General features: G+C 71.0%; 17 protein-coding genes. 6 read left to right on the top strand and 11 right to left on the bottom strand.

Annotated elements, in window-relative coordinates; all coding sequences use genetic code 11:
* The first annotated feature begins 55 nt into the window (after positions 1–55).
* The gene (locus R9Z33_RS11880; protein ID WP_318651503.1) at positions 56–1,552 is read left to right on the top strand and encodes an ABC transporter substrate-binding protein; all 1,497 of its coding nucleotides are present in this window, start codon (positions 56–58) and stop codon (positions 1,550–1,552) included.
* A gap of 54 nt (positions 1,553–1,606) precedes the next feature.
* On the opposite strand, the gene R9Z33_RS11875 is transcribed toward R9Z33_RS11880, so the two are convergent.
* Genes R9Z33_RS11875 through phnC form a run of 5 tightly spaced genes read right to left on the bottom strand, consistent with a single transcriptional unit; the run spans position 1,607 to position 5,626 of the window.
* The gene (locus R9Z33_RS11875) at positions 1,607–2,206 is read right to left on the bottom strand and encodes a hypothetical protein (RefSeq protein WP_318651502.1); all 600 of its coding nucleotides are present in this window, start codon (positions 2,204–2,206) and stop codon (positions 1,607–1,609) included.
* A 51-nt stretch (positions 2,207–2,257) separates the two neighbouring features.
* Positions 2,258–3,229 (bottom strand): phosphonate dehydrogenase, encoded by a 972-nt coding sequence (locus tag R9Z33_RS11870; protein ID WP_318651501.1) that lies wholly within the window; start codon positions 3,227–3,229, stop codon positions 2,258–2,260.
* Positions 3,226–4,017 carry a phosphonate ABC transporter, permease protein PhnE gene (gene phnE / locus R9Z33_RS11865; protein ID WP_318651500.1) on the bottom strand — a complete coding sequence of 264 codons (792 nt, stop codon included), beginning with the start codon at positions 4,015–4,017 and terminating at the stop codon, positions 3,226–3,228. Before phnE ends, R9Z33_RS11870 begins: the two co-directional genes overlap by 4 nt.
* Positions 4,014–4,874 (bottom strand): phosphate/phosphite/phosphonate ABC transporter substrate-binding protein, encoded by an 861-nt coding sequence (phnD, locus tag R9Z33_RS11860; protein WP_318651499.1) that lies wholly within the window; start codon positions 4,872–4,874, stop codon positions 4,014–4,016. The genes phnE and phnD overlap by 4 nt, the downstream gene beginning before the upstream one ends.
* A complete protein-coding gene (gene phnC / locus R9Z33_RS11855) occupies positions 4,874–5,626 on the bottom strand; it encodes a phosphonate ABC transporter ATP-binding protein (protein ID WP_318651498.1) in 753 nt (250 codons plus the stop codon). Before phnC ends, phnD begins: the two co-directional genes overlap by 1 nt.
* Before the next feature lie 128 nt (positions 5,627–5,754).
* Between phnC and R9Z33_RS11850 the strand changes: the two genes are divergently transcribed.
* The 4 genes from R9Z33_RS11850 (at position 5,755) to R9Z33_RS11835 (ending at position 9,426) form a co-directional block, all read left to right on the top strand.
* Positions 5,755–6,714 carry a D-2-hydroxyacid dehydrogenase gene (locus R9Z33_RS11850; RefSeq protein WP_318651497.1) on the top strand — a complete coding sequence of 320 codons (960 nt, stop codon included), beginning with the start codon at positions 5,755–5,757 and terminating at the stop codon, positions 6,712–6,714.
* Positions 6,715–6,795: 81 nt separating this feature from the next.
* The gene (locus R9Z33_RS11845; RefSeq protein WP_318651496.1) at positions 6,796–7,770 is read left to right on the top strand and encodes a tripartite tricarboxylate transporter substrate binding protein; all 975 of its coding nucleotides are present in this window, start codon (positions 6,796–6,798) and stop codon (positions 7,768–7,770) included.
* On the top strand, positions 7,767–9,098 hold the full coding sequence (locus R9Z33_RS11840) for an MFS transporter (protein ID WP_318651495.1): 1,332 nt from the start codon (positions 7,767–7,769) through the stop codon (positions 9,096–9,098). Before R9Z33_RS11845 ends, R9Z33_RS11840 begins: the two co-directional genes overlap by 4 nt.
* 82 nt (positions 9,099–9,180) lie before the next feature.
* Positions 9,181–9,426, top strand: coding sequence for a hypothetical protein (locus R9Z33_RS11835; RefSeq protein WP_318651494.1), 246 nt, complete (start codon positions 9,181–9,183; stop codon positions 9,424–9,426).
* Between the two features lies 1 nt (position 9,427).
* Here R9Z33_RS11835 and R9Z33_RS11830 read toward each other — a convergent pair whose 3' ends face one another.
* From R9Z33_RS11830 to R9Z33_RS11820, 3 genes are all read right to left on the bottom strand, one after another.
* Positions 9,428–10,624 carry a patatin-like phospholipase family protein gene (locus R9Z33_RS11830; RefSeq protein WP_318651493.1) on the bottom strand — a complete coding sequence of 399 codons (1,197 nt, stop codon included), beginning with the start codon at positions 10,622–10,624 and terminating at the stop codon, positions 9,428–9,430.
* Between the two features lie 70 nt (positions 10,625–10,694).
* The gene (locus R9Z33_RS11825; protein WP_318651492.1) at positions 10,695–11,066 is read right to left on the bottom strand and encodes a cupin domain-containing protein; all 372 of its coding nucleotides are present in this window, start codon (positions 11,064–11,066) and stop codon (positions 10,695–10,697) included.
* Positions 11,067–11,111: 45 nt separating this feature from the next.
* Positions 11,112–11,813, bottom strand: a complete 702-nt coding sequence (locus R9Z33_RS11820; protein WP_318651491.1) for a cysteate racemase — start codon at positions 11,811–11,813, stop codon at positions 11,112–11,114.
* 115 nt (positions 11,814–11,928) lie between these two features.
* Here R9Z33_RS11820 and R9Z33_RS11815 point away from each other — a divergent pair, with 115 nt between their 5' ends.
* The gene (locus tag R9Z33_RS11815; protein ID WP_318651490.1) at positions 11,929–12,831 is read left to right on the top strand and encodes a VOC family protein; all 903 of its coding nucleotides are present in this window, start codon (positions 11,929–11,931) and stop codon (positions 12,829–12,831) included.
* A 6-nt stretch (positions 12,832–12,837) separates the two neighbouring features.
* Here the strand turns inward: R9Z33_RS11815 and R9Z33_RS11810 are convergent, their stop codons facing one another.
* The 3 genes from R9Z33_RS11810 to R9Z33_RS11800 all read right to left on the bottom strand — a co-directional run bounded on the left by R9Z33_RS11810 (position 12,838) and on the right by R9Z33_RS11800 (position 15,744).
* Positions 12,838–13,386 (bottom strand): hypothetical protein, encoded by a 549-nt coding sequence (locus tag R9Z33_RS11810; RefSeq protein ID WP_318651489.1) that lies wholly within the window; start codon positions 13,384–13,386, stop codon positions 12,838–12,840.
* A 608-nt stretch (positions 13,387–13,994) separates the two neighbouring features.
* Entirely contained in the window at positions 13,995–14,744 is a 750-nt protein-coding gene (locus tag R9Z33_RS11805) for a class II aldolase/adducin family protein (protein WP_318651488.1), read from the bottom strand.
* A 31-nt stretch (positions 14,745–14,775) separates the two neighbouring features.
* The gene (locus tag R9Z33_RS11800) at positions 14,776–15,744 is read right to left on the bottom strand and encodes a Bug family tripartite tricarboxylate transporter substrate binding protein (protein WP_318651487.1); all 969 of its coding nucleotides are present in this window, start codon (positions 15,742–15,744) and stop codon (positions 14,776–14,778) included.
* Positions 15,745–15,759 lie beyond the last annotated feature (15 nt).

The following is a 15,759-nucleotide window of genomic DNA, read 5'->3' as shown; positions in this document are numbered from 1 at the left end:
GCCCCGCGCCGAAGCGGGAGTGCTAGGCTCGCGCCATCACCGCGAAGGGCCTGCCATGCGCCTCCTCACCGCCGCCCTCCTCTCCCTGCTCGCCCTGCCCGCCGCCGCGCAGCATATCCGCATCGGCATCGCCTCCGACCCCGATGTGCTGGACCCGACGCTCTCGCGCTCGGTCGCCGCACGGCAGGTCTTCATGGCGATGTGCGACAAGCTGGTGGAGGTGGATGAACAAGGCGCGCTCGTCCCGCAACTCGCCACCGCCTGGGAGTGGCAGGAGGAGGGCCGCGCGCTCCTGCTGACGCTGCGCGAGGGCGTGCGCTTCCATGACGGCGTGGCGCTGGACGCCGAGGCCGCGCGGATCGGGCTCGAACGGCACCGCACCGCGCCCGGCTCCACCCGGCGGGGCGAGCTGGGGCCGGTCACCGCCATCGAGGTGGCAGGGCCCATGCAGCTGCGCATCCGCCTCAGCGAGCCCTTCGCGCCGCTGCTGGCGGCCCTGTCCGATCGCGCGGGGATGCTGGTCTCGCCGCGCCAGGCGAATGTGCTGGGCGCCGAGTTCCAGGCCGCGCCGGCCTGTGCCGGCCCCTTCCGCCTCACGCGCCGCGTGGCGCAGGACCGCATCGAGCTGGAGCGCTTCGAGGATTACTGGAACCGTGCGGCCATCCAGGCCGAGCGGGTCACCTATCGCCCCATCCCCGACACGACGGTGCGCGCGGCCAACCTGCGCGCCGGCACGCTGGACGTGATCGAGCGGGTGAACCCATCGGACGTCTCCACGCTGAAGGGCGACCGCCGCGTGCGGCTGCTGGAGGGGCCCTCCCTCGCCGTGGTGTATCTCGCCATCAACATGGCGAATGGCGAGCGCGCCAATACGCCGCTGGCGCGCGATCCGCGCATCCGCGCCGCGCTGGAGGCGAGCATTGATCGCGCCGCGCTGAACCGCGTGGCCTTCGAGGGGCTCTATCGCCCCGGCAACCAGTCCACGCCACCCGGCCATCCGCAGCATGTGCCGGGCATCGCGGTGCCGGGGCGTGACCTGGCGCGGGCGCGGGCCCTGCTGCGCGAGGCGGGGCATGAGCGCATCCGCATCCGCTTCTCGGTCCCCAACACCACCGAATATGTCCAGGCGGCCGAAGTGATCCAGGCCATGGCGGCCGAGGCCGGCATCGCGCTCGAGATCCAGGTGATCGAGGTGGCGACGCTGCTGCGGCAATGGACGGCGGGCGATTTCGAGATGCTGATCATCGCCTGGTCGGGCCGCACCGATGTGGACGGCAATCTCTGGGGCTTCAACGCCTGCGGCGAGGCGCTGAACGGCGGGCGCTATTGCAGCGAGGCCGCCGATGCCGCGCTGCGCCAGGGGCGGACGCAGGTGGAGCCCGCCGCACGCCTCGCCGCCTATGGCCGCGCAATGGAGGTTCTGCTGCGCGACCGGCCCTACATTTACCTCTGGCACCCCACGAACTTCACCGGCACCGGCGCCGCCGTGCAGGGGCTGCGCATGGTCCCGGATGGCCTGATCCGGCTGCAGGGGCTTCGCGTGCGCGGGTAGAGCCTGATCGCCCTTGGCACGTGCCAAGGGCGTGAATCTGTCTCGCGGCAACGCTCAGACGCGCAGCCAGGTCTCCGAGAAGGCCAGCATCGCGGTGGAGATGTGCTGGCCCACGATCTCGCGCGGGATCGGCGCGCCCGGCCGCTGCATGCCGTTCACCGTGACGGTCGCCGCCGCGCAGCCGACGAAGAGGCTCGGCATGTGGTGCTTGCCCGTGGCCGACTGGGCGGGGGCGAGGGCGAAGCAGAAGGGCTTGCCGAGGCCGGTCCATTCCAGCGCCACGGTCATGCCCGCGCCCGTCACCGTCTCGCTGTAATGGGTGATGGCATCGCCACCGGCGGTGACGCTGTCCAGCGGGCGATAGGCCAGGTTCTTCAGCCCCGCGAGGCCGCGCCAGGCGCCGAAATGCGAGACGTAGTCGGCGACGAGCCAGCGCGCGAGCGGTTCATTGTCGGTCAGGCAGATGTTGCCCTCGCCTTCGCTGCCGGGGTTCTGCAGCAGCACCAGCGCATGGCCTCGCCCATGCGGCGAGAGCACGACGCGAAAGAAGGAGGCGAGCGTGGTGAAGGGCCCGGCCGGGTCCTCCTTCAGGGAGATGCCGGGATTCTCGCCGGACCACTCGACCTGGCCCGGAAAGAGGATGGATTCAGCCATGGGACGCTCCTGTTGGTGTTCCGGCGAGCTTGCGCCGCGCGGCGCGGCCCATCAAGGCGGCAGGAGGTCCCGCGGGGTGCAGCCTGCCAGCGCATCCAGGATGTTGTGCGCGGCCCGAAGCGAGATCTCCCGCCGCACCCGCGCCACGGCGGAGCCCAGATGCGGTGTGAAGAGCGTGCGCGGATGGGTGCGGAGCGCGGGCGCGATCTCCAGGGGCCGGCCGGGCAGCAGCCAATCCTCGAATTCGAAGACATCGGCCGCATAGCCGCCGAGATGGCCCGATTGCAGCGCGGCCAGCACCGCCGCCTCCTCCACCACCGAACCGCGGCCGATATTCACCAGCAGCGCGCCAGGGCGCGTCGCCGCCAGCGCACGCGCGTCCAGCATGTGGCGCGTGGTGGGCGTCAGCGGTGCCGCGCTGATCAGCAGGTCGGACAGCGCCAGCAGCTCCGGGAAGGGCAGCAGCGTGACATCCGCGCGCGGCGCGGCGCCCGGATCATGCGCGATGACGCGGCAGCCGAAGCCCGCCAGCCGGTCGGCGATGGCGCGCCCCACGGCGCCGAGGCCGAGCAGCCCGACCGTCGCGCCATCCAGGCCGAAGCCGTAGAGGATGGGCCGCCAGCCGGCGAAGTCGCCCGCCCGCACCAGGGCATCGCCGTCGCGGATCTGGCGCCCGAGGCCGATGGCGAGGCCGATCGCCAATTCGGCGGTTGGTGCCGTCAGCAGATCCGGCACGATGGAGAGCTGCACGCCCGCCGCCGCACAGGCCGCGCGGTCGAAATTGTCGAAGCCCTTCAGCGCGCAGGCGATGATGCGCAGGTCCGGGCAGGCGGCCAGGAAGGCGGCATCCACGCGATCCGGCATGAAGGCCATGATCGCGTGCTTGTCCGCGGCGCGCGCGCGCACCTCGGCCGGGGTCCAGCTTTCCCGCGTCGGATTGGCCTCGACCTCGCCGGCGCTGGCCAGCAGGTCCAGCACCTCCTGCTCCACCCAGTGCGTGACGAGGATGCGCGGACGCGTCACTTCAGCGCCGCCCGGAGCCGCGCGCCGATGCCGTCCACCACCAGCACGCAGGCGAGAATGGCGAGGAGGATGGCGGAGACCTGGTCATAGGACATGAGGCGCAGGGCCGCGATCAGCTCGAAGCCGATGCCGCCGGCGCCGACGATGCCCAGCACCGCCGAGGCGCGGAAGTGATACTCCCAGCGATAGATGGTGATGTCGGAGAGCTGCGGCATCACCTGCGGCAGCACGGCATGGGTGATGACCTGGAAGCGCGTGGCGCCCGCCGCGCGCGCGGCTTCCAGCGGCTTCGGGTCCACATGCTCGATCGCTTCCGCGTAGAACTTGCCCACCATGCCGACCGAATGGAGCGCCAGGGCCAGCACGCCCGGCAGCGCGCCGAAGCCCACGGCAGCGACGAAGAGGATGCCCATGATGATCTCGGGCACCGAGCGCAGGAAGGCGAGCAGCGTACGCGTCGCGTGCTGCACCACCGGATGGGGCGAGACATTGGGCGCCGCCAGCAGGGCCAGCGGCAGCGAGAGCACGACGGCCAGCGCCGTGCCCGCGATGGACATGGCGAGCGTGTCCAGCAGCGGCTTCAGCCAGCTGCGCCAGCGCGAGAAATCGGGCGGCACCATCTCGGAGAAGAGTTGCGCCATGGCGGGAAGGCCATCGGCGAAGCGCTCCGCATCGAAGAAGCCGGTGATGGCCAGCGCCACGAGGCAGACCGCGATGATGGCCGCCGCCAGGGCCCCGCCGCGCAGCCCGGCCGCGCGGTCGGCCGCGAGGATGGAGGCCGCGTTCATCCGCGCATCCGCGTCAGGTCCATCTCCAGCACCCGCGCCGTCTCGCGCAGGATGTTGTAGGCGGCGTCATCCGTGGCGGCGAAGCCCTCGACGCGGAAGGCGCGCAGCACCTCGGGGTCGCGCACGTCGAGGAAGGCGCTGCGGATCGCGGCCTTCAGCGGCTCGGCCAGGTTGCCCTGCATCACCATGGGGTAGTTCGGGATCGGGTCGCTCACCGCCACCTCGCGGATGCGGGCGGCGTCGATCACGTTGCGGGCCACCAGCGTGCGCAGGATGCTCTGCGAGAGCGCGCCCGCCGCCACCTGCCCCGCCTGCACCGCCCGCGCCACGCCGTCATGCGTGCCGAGATGCACGACGCGGTAGTCGCGCTCGCCCACCAGTTGGGCGCGCGTCAGCAGCATCGCGCGCGGCACGAGATGCGCCGAAGTGGAGGCCTGGTCGCCGAAGCCCATGGGGCGGCCGCGGATATCCTCCAGCACGCGCACCGGGCTCTCCTGCCCCGCGATGATGATGGAGTTGTAGGTGGGCGAGCCGCGCTCGATCCCCACCGCGAAGGGCTCGATCGCCGGCGCGCGGGACTTGGCGAGCACATAGGAGAAGGGACCGAAATAGGCGATCTCGATGCGGCCGAAGCGCATCGCCTCGATCATCGAGGAATAGTCGGTCGTCACCACCAGCTCGATCTCGCGCGAGAGCGTGCGCTCCAGATGCGCGCGCAGCGGCTGGGCGTTCTGGATGATGGTGCCGGCATTCTCGTCGGGCAGCAGCGCCACGCGCAGGCGGCGCGGATCGCGGGCTTGCGCGAAGGCGAGCGAGGGGGTGGCGAGGCCGGCGAGGATCAGGGGACGGCGAAGCATCAGGCGATCTCCAGGGCATGTTCGGGTTGCGGCGTGGTACCGTAGATGCGGGCGGTCTCGGCGCCGCCCAGCGCATGGGGCGGGCCGTCGAAGACCACGGCGCCGCCCGCGATGCCGATGATCCGGTCGGCGAAGCGGCGCGCGAGGTCGAGCTGATGAAGGGAGACGATGGCGGTCAGCCCGTCCTGCCGGCAGATGGCGTGCAGCTGCGCCAGGACGCGCTCGGCCGTCGCGGGATCGAGCGAGGCGACGGGCTCATCGGCCAGGATGGTGCTCGGCTGCTGCACCAGGGCGCGGGCGATGCCCACGCGCTGCTGCTGCCCACCCGAGAGCTGGTCCGCGCGCCGCAGCGCATAGTCCAGCAGGCCCACGCGCTCGATGGCGGTGAGCGCCAGGCGCTTCTCGGCGAGGCTCCAGGGCAGCAGGGTCCGCAGCGCCGAGTGGTGGCCAAGCCGCCCCATCAGCACATTGGCGAGCACGGTCCGGCGGCCGATGAGCTGGTGCTGCTGGAAGATCATGCCGGTGCGCGCGCGGTGCCAGCGCAGCGCCGTGGTGATGTCCCGCCCCTCGGCGGTGATCCGGCCCTCGCTCAGCCGCACCAGCCCGTTCAGGCTCCGCAGCAGGGTGGATTTCCCGGCGCCGGACGCGCCCAGCAGCACGGTGAAGGCCCCCGGCGCGAAGCGCAGCGCGCAGGGTTGCAGCGCCTCCGTCCCGTTCGGGTAGATCACCCGCGCCCCATCCACGACGATCATGCCGACCCCTTGCCCAGCGACGGGGCTGACTAGTCAGCGGACGGGTCCGCCGCGTGACGGATTTGCTGCCATTTCGTGAAAGCGCGTGGCGGTGGCAGCATGGCGCGACGCAGCCAGGAAGACCCCGCATGACCAACCGCACCCGCATCCTGCTCTGGACCGACACGCCCGGCCCCTACATCGAGGCCATCGCCGCAGCCGGGCTCGAGCCGCGCGTCGCCGTCGAATCGCTCGGCCGCGCCACGCAGCCTTCCGAGGCGCAGATGGCGGGGACGGAAGTGATCCTGGGCTGGGGCGCACCGGCCGGCCTGCTACCCCGCATGCCGCGCCTGCGCTGGGCCCAATCGCTCACGGCCGGCGTCGAGGGCTGGCTCGCCCTGCCCGACCTGCCGGAGGGGCTGACGCTCACCTGCGCGCGCGGCACGCACACGGATTCCATGCCCGAGAACATCCTGGGCGGGCTGTTCCACATCGCCAAGGGCTATGCCGCCATCGCCGAGGCGCAGAAGGACAGCGCTTGGAAGCGCCGCGTGACCATGCCGCTGAACGGCAAGGTGCTCGGCATCCTCGGGCTCGGCGCCATCGGCGCGGAGGTGGCGCGCCTCGCCTCGGCGCTGCGGATGGAGGTGATCGGCACGCGGCGCAACCCGGTGCCCATGCCGCATGTGGCCGAGGTGCTGCCGCCCGAGCGCACGGATGAGGTGCTGGCCCGCGCCGACTTCGTCCTGCTGCTGCTGCCGTCCACGCCCGAGACCGACAATTTCATGAACGCGGCCCGCCTCGCGCGGATGAAGCCCTCCGCCTGGCTGCTGAACTTCGGCCGCGGCAGCGCCATCGTGGATGCCGACCTGATCGCCGCCGTGACGGAGAAGCGCATCGCGGGCGCCATCCTCGACGTCTTCCGCGTCGAGCCCCTGCCCGCGAGCGATCCCTTCTGGACCACGCCCGGCATCATGGTGCTGCCGCATATCGGCGGCCTGCATCCCGAGCGGGATCGCGTGGTGGCAGGTCTCTTCACCGACAATCTGCGCCGCTTCCTCGATGGCCAGCCGATGCGCGAGGTGGTGGACCGCCGCATCGGCTATTGAGCGCTTGTATGCACGCGGGCCTTTCCGGCACGCTGACCTGACAAGCCGGACACATACCGGCCATCCAGGAGGAATTCCCGCATGCAACGTCGCGCCCTCACGCTCGGGCTGCTCGCCGCTCCCTTGGCCGCTCCCTCGGTCGCCCGCGCGCAGGAGGCCTGGCCGAGCCGGCCGGTCCGGCTCGTGGTCGGCTGGCCGCCCGGCGGTTCGGTGGACATCGTCGCCCGGCTGCTGCAACCGCGGCTGCAGGCGCTGCTCGGCCAGCCCGTGGTGGTGGAGAACCGCGCGGGAGCGACCGGCACGGTGGGCGCGGCGGAAGTGGCGCGGGCCGGCGCCGATGGCCACACCTGGCTGATCGCGCAGGACAGCCAGGTCATCACGCCCGCCATCATGAACCTGCCCTATGACGTGCGGCGGGATTTCGCGCCGATCACGCTGATCGGCCGTGGGCCGCTGGTGGTGACGGCACATTCGGCGACGCCCTGGCCGAGCTTCCAGGCGCTGATGGCCGCCGCCCGCGCGCAGCCGCCGGGGCGCATCACCTACGCCACCGCGGGCGTCGGCACGATGATGCATGTGGCGATGGTGCAGCTCTGCAACCTCGCGGGCGTGGAGCTGACGCATGTGCCCTATCGGGGCGGCGCGCCCGCGCTGGCCGATGCGCTGGCGGGCCAGGTGCCGCTCTTCGTCACCAATGCACCCGTGGGCGGGCCGCATGTCCGCAGCGGCGCGCTGCGCGGCCTGGGGGTGACGACCGCGACGGCCTGGCGCGACCTGCCCGGCGTGCCGAGCTTCCAGGAGCAGGGCATCGCGGGCTTCGAGGCGCCGACCTGGTGGGCCGTCTTCGCGCCCGCCGGCGTGCCCGCCCCCATCCGCGACCGCATGGCCGGGCTGCTCGCGCAGATCCTCGCCGAGCCTGAGACCCGCGCGCGGGTCGAGCAGCAAGGGATGGACGTGCTGGCCGTCTCCGGCGAGGGCTTCGCCAATTTCGCCGCGGCCGAGACCGAGCGCTGGGCGCGTGTGGTGCGCGCCAACAATATCCGCCTGGACGGGTGAGGGAGCAGAGCCTCCTTCGCCTCGCGCCGCTCGCGCTGGGCACGCTGGTCGTGCCCTTCGACAGCGCGCTGAACGTGGCCTTCCCGGCGGTGACGGCGGCCTTCGCCCTGCCCCTGCCGGCGATCCAGTGGCTCATCATCGCCTATGTGCTGACCTATGGCAGCCTGATGCTGGCGGTGGGGCGCATCGGCGACATCTGGGGCCATGCGCGCGTGTTCCGCCTGGGCCTGATCACCAGCGCGGTGGCCCTGCTGCTCTGCGCGCTGGCGCCGAGCTACCCGCTGCTGCTGGCCGCGCGCGTGCTGCAGGGGATCAGCGCGGCGCTGGTCATCGGCTGCGGCGCCGCATTGGCCACGAGCCTCTATCCCGAGGCGATGCGCGCCCGGGCGCTCGGCGCCTATGCGGCGAGCTTCGCGGCGAGTGCGGCCCTCGGGCCGCTGCTGGGCGGGGTGCTGGTGGAGCTCTGGGGCTGGCCCGCCGTGTTCTGGATCCGCGTGCCGGTGGCGCTGGCCGCGCTCTGGTGGATGCGCCATGAGACGCCGCCGCCGCGCGAGGGCGCGCGCGAGAGCTTCGATGCGGGGGGCGCGGCACTGCTCGCCCTCGGCATGGCGAGCTTGCTGCTGGCGATCAACCGCGCCTCGCCCCCGCTCTTCGGGCTGGCCGCGCTGGCGCTGGGGGGGTTCATCTGGCGCAGCCTTTCCGTCGCCCGGCCGATCCTGGAGCTGCGGCTGTTCCGCCGGCCGGGCTTCGCGCGGCTGAACCTGGCCAGCCTCTTCATCAACCTCGCGGGCTTCGCGGTGATGCTGCTGGTGCCCTTCTACCTCACACGCGTCGCGGGGCTGGCGCCGCTCTGGCTTGGCCTCGTGCTGGCGGGCGGGCATGGCGGGGCGATGCTCGGCTCGGCCCTGGGCGGGCGGCTCGGCGGCGGGCCGCGCGTGGCGCTGGCCGGCGCGCTGCTGGCGGGGCTCGGACTGCTCTCGGTGGCCTTCTGGGGGCCGGGCACGCCCCCTGCCCTGTTGCTGGCCTGCCTGCTGGCGCAGGGAATCGGCATCGGCCTCTTCACCCTGGCCTATACGGACATGGTGACGGCAATCATGCGGCGGGAGGATCGCGGCGTCGCGGGCAGCCTGACGCTGCTGACCCGCACGCTCGGCGTGGTGCTGGCGGCCTCCCTGCTGACGCTGGTCTTCGGCGCGGGCGAAGGGGCCGCGCTGGCGGCAGGCGCCCCGCCGGCGGAGGCCTTCCTGGCCGGGTTCTCGGACGGCTTCTGGGTGGCGGGGCTCCTGCCGCTGCTGGCCCTGGCGCTGATCCCGCGAAAAACCGGCTGACCCACCACGGCATCACTTGAACGCCTGTTCAGATGTCGCTATCGTTCGTGGCGTTGCGAGTGATTCGCAACTGGAGAGCATCATGGGTCGCGATTTCAGCCATATCGCCCGCCGTTGCGAGCGCGCCGTCGTCACCGCCTATCGCGAGCTCCGCGATGTCGGGACTACGGACATGGCCGCCTTCCAGGCCTGCACCACGCTGTATCGCGTCCATCACCCCGAGGCCTCGATCGCCGAGGCGCGGCGGCTCGTCGCCGAATGGGTGGATCATCATGTGACGCGGCAGAGCACCGCCCCCGCCCCGGGCTGCGAGTGCGGGGACGACTGATTCACTCCACCAGCGGCGGCTGGCGCGCCCAGTCATAGCCGCGCGCCGCGCGCACCCGGCCATATTCGAAGAGCGGGCCCATATAGGCCGGGTTGAACGGCGTGGTGTAGGGCACGTCGAAATCCGAGCCGATATAGGCCAGGTGGTATTCCACATCATCGCGCTGCGCGTTCAACCAGATGCGCATCACGTCGTTGAAGCCGCTGGAGGCGATCATCGTCTCCACCGCTCGGCCGGCGATGCTCATGGTCCGCCGGTCGGTCGCGGCCCAGTTGGGATCGAGCCGCGCATTGCGGATGACCCAGGCGCGGATCGGCTGCACCGGCTGGCGGCGGGCCAGCCGCGCGCGCCGCGCCTGGGTGACCGCCACCGGATAGAGGAAGGCCTGCGCGAAGGCGCCGCCATCCACGTGCAGCTCCTGGTGCCGCACGCCATCCACCGTGACGTCGAACAGGACGGGCGCGAAGGCGCCGGGGATCGAGGCGGAGGCGAGCATGATCCGGTGGATCAGCGCCGGCGCCCCGGGATGGCCGCTCGCCGCGATGGCGCCCACATTCCAGATCACCGGCAATTGCGCGTCGAGATCGGTGGTACCGATCAGCAGCAGGCGGCCGCGGCGGTAGCCGTCGGCGATGCGCGCGATCATCGTCGCGTCCAGCTCGCGCGAGATGGTGCGGAAGAGCGGCGTGGTGTCGGCCATCCCATCCATCAGCACGCCGCTGATCAGGCTGCGCTGGATCAGGATGTCCGAGAGGGTGCTCTGCGTGTAGACGCGCCTGAGCGCCGGGTCATAGTCGGAGCCGACGAAGGCGAAGGGCGCGATCAGCCCGCCGGTGCTGACGCCGGTGACCAGCGCGAATTCCGGCCGCGTGCCGGCCTGCGTCCAGCCGGTGAGCAGCCCCGCGCCGAAGGCCCCATCATCCCCGCCGCCCGAGACAGCCAGCAGATCGAGCGCGGGCATCATGCCGCCGGGCGGGATGCCCAGCGTCGCGTGCCGCCGTTCCATCGCCGCCATGAACTCGGCCACCAGGGGCCGCGTGCCGAGGGCCGGGAAGAACCGCTCATTGGGAATGCCCAGCACGGTGGCCCGCCCGGTCTGCCCGCGCGGGACGGCGGGGCCGCGTTCCAGCGCGGAGCAGGCGGGCAGGCTCGCCGCCCCCAGAAGGAGGGCGGCGCGGCGCGTCAGGTTGGGCAGCATGGTCAGGTCCTGGGAATGCGATGACCTGATTGCGCCGCGCGGCGGAGCGGCCGTCAAGCCAAGGATTCGCTCAGGTCGTCCCGAAACCCGAGCCGGCCACGCGGTAGGCGTCGCGCGGCGGCGCGAAGATGTCCAGCACCTGGCAGCCCTCGGGGCCGGCGCGCATGGTGTGCGGAATGCCGCCCGGCGTGCGCCAGAAATCGCCCTTCTTCACCGGGATCTCCTCGCCGCCCTGGATGCGGATCGCGCTGCCTTCCAGGCAGACGCCCCATTGTTCCTCGGGGTGCGCGTGCAGCGTGCCCTCGCCATTGGGCGCGATGGTGACGACGGAGAGCATGGCATGCTCGCCCGGGAAGATGCGCGTGGTCACACCCGGCGCCAATTCGCGCGCGATGCCCTGCGTGACATCGGCGAGGTTGTGGAAATGCTGGGCCTGACTCATCGGGCGTTCCCTTTTTGAATGGCTGGATGGAATGGCGGCGAAGGGTTAGCCAGCGCGATCCCGCTCGGCAAGCGCCCAGGCGATCGCGGCGCGGGCCAGTGCGGCCACCGTGTCCACCACGGGGAATTCGAGCGCGGGGCCAGCCGCCACGCCGAGCGGAATCTCGGTGCAGCCGAGCACGACGGCATCCGCCCCCTCGGCCCGAAGCCGGCGCGCGACCTCGGCCAGCGGGGCATAGGCCTCCGCCACGCGATTGGCCTTCACGAGGCCGACGGCGGGCATGACGTGGCTTTGCATCAGCGCATCGCCAGGCGTGATGCATTCGATGCCGAGCCGCTCCTGGTAGAGGCGCATGTCGAGCGTCGCCGTGGTCCCCATCAGCCCGATGCGGCCCGAGGTGACGCCTTGCCGGCGCAGATCGGCCGCCGCCGCGTCCACGATGTGCAGGATGGGCAGCGATGTCGCGGCCTGCATCTCGGCGAACCAGCCATGCGCCGTGTTGCAGGGAATGGCGATGGCGCCGCAGCCCGCCGCCTCCAGCCCGCGGATGCCGCGCAGCAGCCAGGGCAGCGGGTCCTCGCCACCATGCTTGCGGGCGGCGGTGCGGTCGGGCACGCGCGGGTCGGACCAGAGGATGGCGGGCACATGGTCCTGGTCGCGCTCGGCGGGAGTTTCGAGCGTCAGCGCCTTCATGAATTCGGCCGAGGCGAGCGGCCCCATTCCCCCCAGCACACCCAGCATGCGCATCCCGAATCTCCCCTGGCGCGGCGGATGGAGTTTTCCGCCCGCGCGGCGCATGTGTCGAGGGCGCTTGTGATGCGGGCGGGGCCGCGCGAAGCTTGGCGCAAAGGGAGAATGCGCGATGAACCAGCCCTCGATGAACAGGGCCGCGACCAACGAGGCCTATGACCGGCACGCCGAGTCCCTGGGCCATGTGGTCGAGCTGCAGCATGTGAACATCCGCGTGCCGGACCAGATCGCGGCCACGAATTTCTACATCAGCGGGCTCGGCCTGACGCGCGACCCCTATCTGATGACCGGCACGGACAACATGTGGGCCAATGTGGGCATCAGCCAGTTCCACCTGCCCTCCGGCGCGCCGCAGGTGCTGCGCGGCACCACCGCGCTGGTGCTGCCCGACCGCGCGGCGCTGCTCCGGCGGCTGGCCGGCCAGCGCCGGAACCTCGAGGGCACGCGCTTCGCCTTCCGCGAGACGGAGGATGCGGTGGAGACCATCTGCCCCTGGGGCAACCGCATCCGCGTGCATGCGCCGGATGCGGCGCGCTTCGGGGCGATCAGCCTCGGCATGCCCTATGTGGAGTTCGACGTGCCGGCCGGCACCACGCCCGGCATCGCGCGCTTCTACCGCGAGATCCTGCAGGCCCCCGCCACGGCGGAGGGCGGTGTTGCGCGCGCGCTGGTCGCCAATGGGCAATACCTCGTCTTCCGCGAGACGGATGCGCCGCAGCCCGACTATGACGGCCACCACATCCAGATCACGCTGGCGGATTTCGGCGGGCCGCATGCGCGCCTGAAGCAGGCCGGGCTGATCAGCGAGGAAAGCAACCCCTGGCAGTATCGCTTCCTCGACATCGTGGACCCCGGGACGGGCGTGGCGCTGTTCCGCGTGGAGCACGAGGTGCGGAGCATGACCCATCCGCTCTATGCCCGGCCGCTGGTGAACCGCAACGCGTCCATCAACAACCGCAACTACCGGCCGGGCCACGAGGCCTGGCCCTTCGCCCTGCCGCCCGAGCCGGGCTGAGGCGGATCAGCCCTGGGCCGCGCGGGAGGCGCGCGCGGGGCCCGCGCCGCTCGGGCCCTCAGGGACTTCCATGTAGTTGGCGGCGGAGGAGGCACGGGCGAGCAGCGCGCGCAGCGCCGGGTTCTTCGCGCCATCCTCGGCCGTCAGCACGTCCATCGGACAGAAGAATTCGTGCGCATGGGCGGTCTGCGTCGCCATGAAGCCGCGGAAGTGGCTGGGCTTCAGCGCGAAGAGCACGCGCGCATCGCGCACGGGCAGCACGAGGTCGGCCCGCGGCTCGGCCCTGAGCATGCGGATCAGCCGCCAGCGCGGGATGTTGTTGCCGGGCATGCCGGGCTGCAGCAGCCATTCGACCGGGCAGACGGCGAGCAGCGAGCCGGTGCTGGGCGCGAAGCGCGAGCGCTTGTCGAGCAGGTTCTGGTAGGTGCCGCAGGCCTCGATGCAGAGGATGTCCACATAGGGCTCGGCCGCCTTGGTGCTGAAATGGAGATAGAGGCCATCGGGCAGGGTCTTCAGCCGGTCGGCCCCCGGGAATTTCAGGTAGGGCTGGGTCACCTTGCGCTCGAGGTCGGGCCGGGCGCGCAGCCAGGTTCCCGGCTGCTTGAAGGAAGGTTCGAGGCCGGGCGGGCGCTGGGGCCATTGGCCAAGGCTTTGCCGGACCTGATGGTCCAGTCTCTCATCCTGCCTGCGCCGCGCCCCCGCAACCATGACAACGCCTCCTGGGAAAAAACACAACCTATGAGAGAAGAATGCGTTTTCCGTCGCATGACGCAAGCGAATTTAGGCTTTTTCTCCGCTTTTTTTCATTATTTTATATTCTATGGAATTGTTATACCTGTGGTTTGAGACCCGATTCACAAGACATTCATGATGTTATCAGCGTTTTCTAATATTTATATTTGCTGCAACCTTGGGCAAACCTAAGTGAAAATTCGATTCAACCGCGTTAGGAATTCCCTCCCGCGAGGGTCGGACTTTCCCGTCGCGGCAGGGTTGTCCGCCCGCCGCAGGTCACCGCGCCGGCCAGGCCGCACGGGCGAAAACCGATCGCAGGTCTGAGGAAGCTGTCGGATGCGAGGCGCGGACCAGGCCACGCCGGGCCCGCGGGAAGGACTGAGGGGCGGATGCATGTCCCCGAGGTCGCCACCGGGGGCGATCGGGCGCTAGGCCCGCTTGATCAGCTCCGGATACATCACCTTGTCGCCATAGGTTCCCATCTTCGCCAGGTCCTCGTCCGAGATGTATTCGGGCGTCTTGCCGTTCACGGCGCAGAGCGTCTCGACGATGATGTTGCGCTTCACCTCGCTCACCAGCACGCAGGTGCGGTGATAGGCCTCGGACAGGGTGCGGCCCAGCACCGTGAAGCCGTGGCGGCGCATGATGATGCAGTTGGTGTCCTGGATGAAGGTCTTGATCGGCGCCACATCCTCCTCGACGTTGATGCTCGCCGGCAGGTAGTGCGCCGGCTTCTGCATGAGGAAGCCGTAGGTCAGGCTGAAGGAGCGGAACTCCTCGTAGCCCGCCGCGAGGAAGGCGATGGTCTCGTCGTGATGCAGATGGATCACGCAGTTCACGTCGGGGCGCAGCCGCAGGATCTCGCGGTTCATCTGGTGGCCGACGGTGGTGGCGCGTTCCCCCGCCAGGATGCGGCCATAGGGGATGTCGGTGATGACCAGGTCCTCGACCTCCACCTCCTCCAGGCTGATGCCCTGGGGCTTCGCATAGCAGATCCCCTGCTCGTAATCCGGATGCGGCACGCGGATCACCATGCCGCCCACGCTGCTGTTGACGAGGCCGCGCGCGGCGAGGCGGTGGGCGTATTTCACGTAGTCGCCGCTCACCTTGGGGTCGAAGCTCACGCGCGGGTCGGGCGTCAGTTCGTTCACGCGATAGGGCGGGGTGATGCCATCCATGGCGGTCTCTCCTGTTCGGGCCTGTTCGGGCCTATTCGGGGCGGATGTCGAGGCGCTGGGCCAGCGCCCGCCAGCGGGCGGAATCGGCGGCAATGCTCGCGGCGAAGGCGGCCGGCGCGGACATGACGGGCTCGATGTCGCTCGCGCGCATCTCCGCGCGGCCGGCATCGGTGAGGAAATGCGCGGCCAGCGCCTGCTGCATGCGCGCCGCCATGGCGGGCGGCAGGCCCGCGGGCGCCACCAGCCCATACCAGAAGACGGCGTCGAAGCCCGCCACGCCCAGGCTCTCGAAGGTCGGCACGCCGGGCAGCAGGTTGGAGCGCTGGGTCACGGCAAAGGCCTTGAGCTGGCCGTCACGCACCATGGCGGCCGAGGCGGGCGGATTGTCCAGCAGCACGCCCACCGTGCCGTTCAGCAGGTCCGGATAGACCTGCGAGGAGCCGCGATAGGGCACGTGATGCATCGAGATGCCGGTCAGCATCTCGAATTGCCGCGTCAGCAGGTAGCCGAGCGTCGTCACCCCCACCGAGGCATAGCTCACCTGCCCCGGCCGCGCCCGCGCATGGGCCAGGAATTCCGCCAGGTTGCCCGCCGGCACGGCGCGCCCGGCCACCAGCACATAGGGCGTGGTGCCCAGCATGGTGATGGCGGTGAAGGAGGTGACGGGATCATAGGGCACGTCGCGCTGCAGCACGGTGGCCACGGGATGCGTGCTCGTGGTGGCGACGCCGATGGTGTAGCCGTCAGGCGCCGCGCGGGCCACCGCGTTGCTGCCGATGGTGCCGCCCGCGCCGGGCCGGTTCTCGATCACGATGGGTTGGCCCAACGCCTCGGAGAGCCGCCGCGTCGCGATCCGCGCCGCGAGGTCGGTGCCGCCGCCCGCCGGGAAGGGCACGATGCAGCGGATGGGCCGGCTGGGCCAGGGCTCGTCGGTCTGGGCCGTCGCCAAGGCCGGCATGGCCAGCGGCGTGAGCAGGAGATGGCGGCGCTTCAGGCTCATCACGCGGTCGCTCCT

Source organism: Sediminicoccus rosea, from assembly GCF_033547095.1.
Lineage (GTDB): Bacteria > Pseudomonadota > Alphaproteobacteria > Acetobacterales > Acetobacteraceae > Roseococcus > Roseococcus rosea.
Note: the sequence above shows the minus strand (reverse complement) of the source record. Positions and strands in the feature narration are given on the sequence as shown.

Bases quoted from the DNA above. Each gene is read 5' to 3' on its own strand.
- R9Z33_RS11880 (WP_318651503.1), top strand. From the start codon at position 56: ATGCGCCTCCTCACCGCCGCCCTCCTCTCCCTGCTCGCCCTGCCCGCC.
- R9Z33_RS11875 (WP_318651502.1), bottom strand. From the start codon at position 2,206: ATGGCTGAATCCATCCTCTTTCCGGGCCAGGTCGAGTGGTCCGGCGAG.
- phnE (WP_318651500.1), bottom strand. From the start codon at position 4,017: ATGAACGCGGCCTCCATCCTCGCGGCCGACCGCGCGGCCGGGCTGCGC.
- phnD (WP_318651499.1), bottom strand. From the start codon at position 4,874: ATGCTTCGCCGTCCCCTGATCCTCGCCGGCCTCGCCACCCCCTCGCTC.
- phnC (WP_318651498.1), bottom strand. From the start codon at position 5,626: ATGATCGTCGTGGATGGGGCGCGGGTGATCTACCCGAACGGGACGGAG.
- R9Z33_RS11850 (WP_318651497.1), top strand. From the start codon at position 5,755: ATGACCAACCGCACCCGCATCCTGCTCTGGACCGACACGCCCGGCCCC.
- R9Z33_RS11845 (WP_318651496.1), top strand. From the start codon at position 6,796: ATGCAACGTCGCGCCCTCACGCTCGGGCTGCTCGCCGCTCCCTTGGCC.
- R9Z33_RS11835 (WP_318651494.1), top strand. From the start codon at position 9,181: ATGGGTCGCGATTTCAGCCATATCGCCCGCCGTTGCGAGCGCGCCGTC.
- R9Z33_RS11830 (WP_318651493.1), bottom strand. From the start codon at position 10,624: ATGCTGCCCAACCTGACGCGCCGCGCCGCCCTCCTTCTGGGGGCGGCG.
- R9Z33_RS11825 (WP_318651492.1), bottom strand. From the start codon at position 11,066: ATGAGTCAGGCCCAGCATTTCCACAACCTCGCCGATGTCACGCAGGGC.
- R9Z33_RS11820 (WP_318651491.1), bottom strand. From the start codon at position 11,813: ATGCGCATGCTGGGTGTGCTGGGGGGAATGGGGCCGCTCGCCTCGGCC.
- R9Z33_RS11815 (WP_318651490.1), top strand. From the start codon at position 11,929: ATGAACCAGCCCTCGATGAACAGGGCCGCGACCAACGAGGCCTATGAC.
- R9Z33_RS11805 (WP_318651488.1), bottom strand. From the start codon at position 14,744: ATGGATGGCATCACCCCGCCCTATCGCGTGAACGAACTGACGCCCGAC.
- R9Z33_RS11800 (WP_318651487.1), bottom strand. From the start codon at position 15,744: ATGAGCCTGAAGCGCCGCCATCTCCTGCTCACGCCGCTGGCCATGCCG.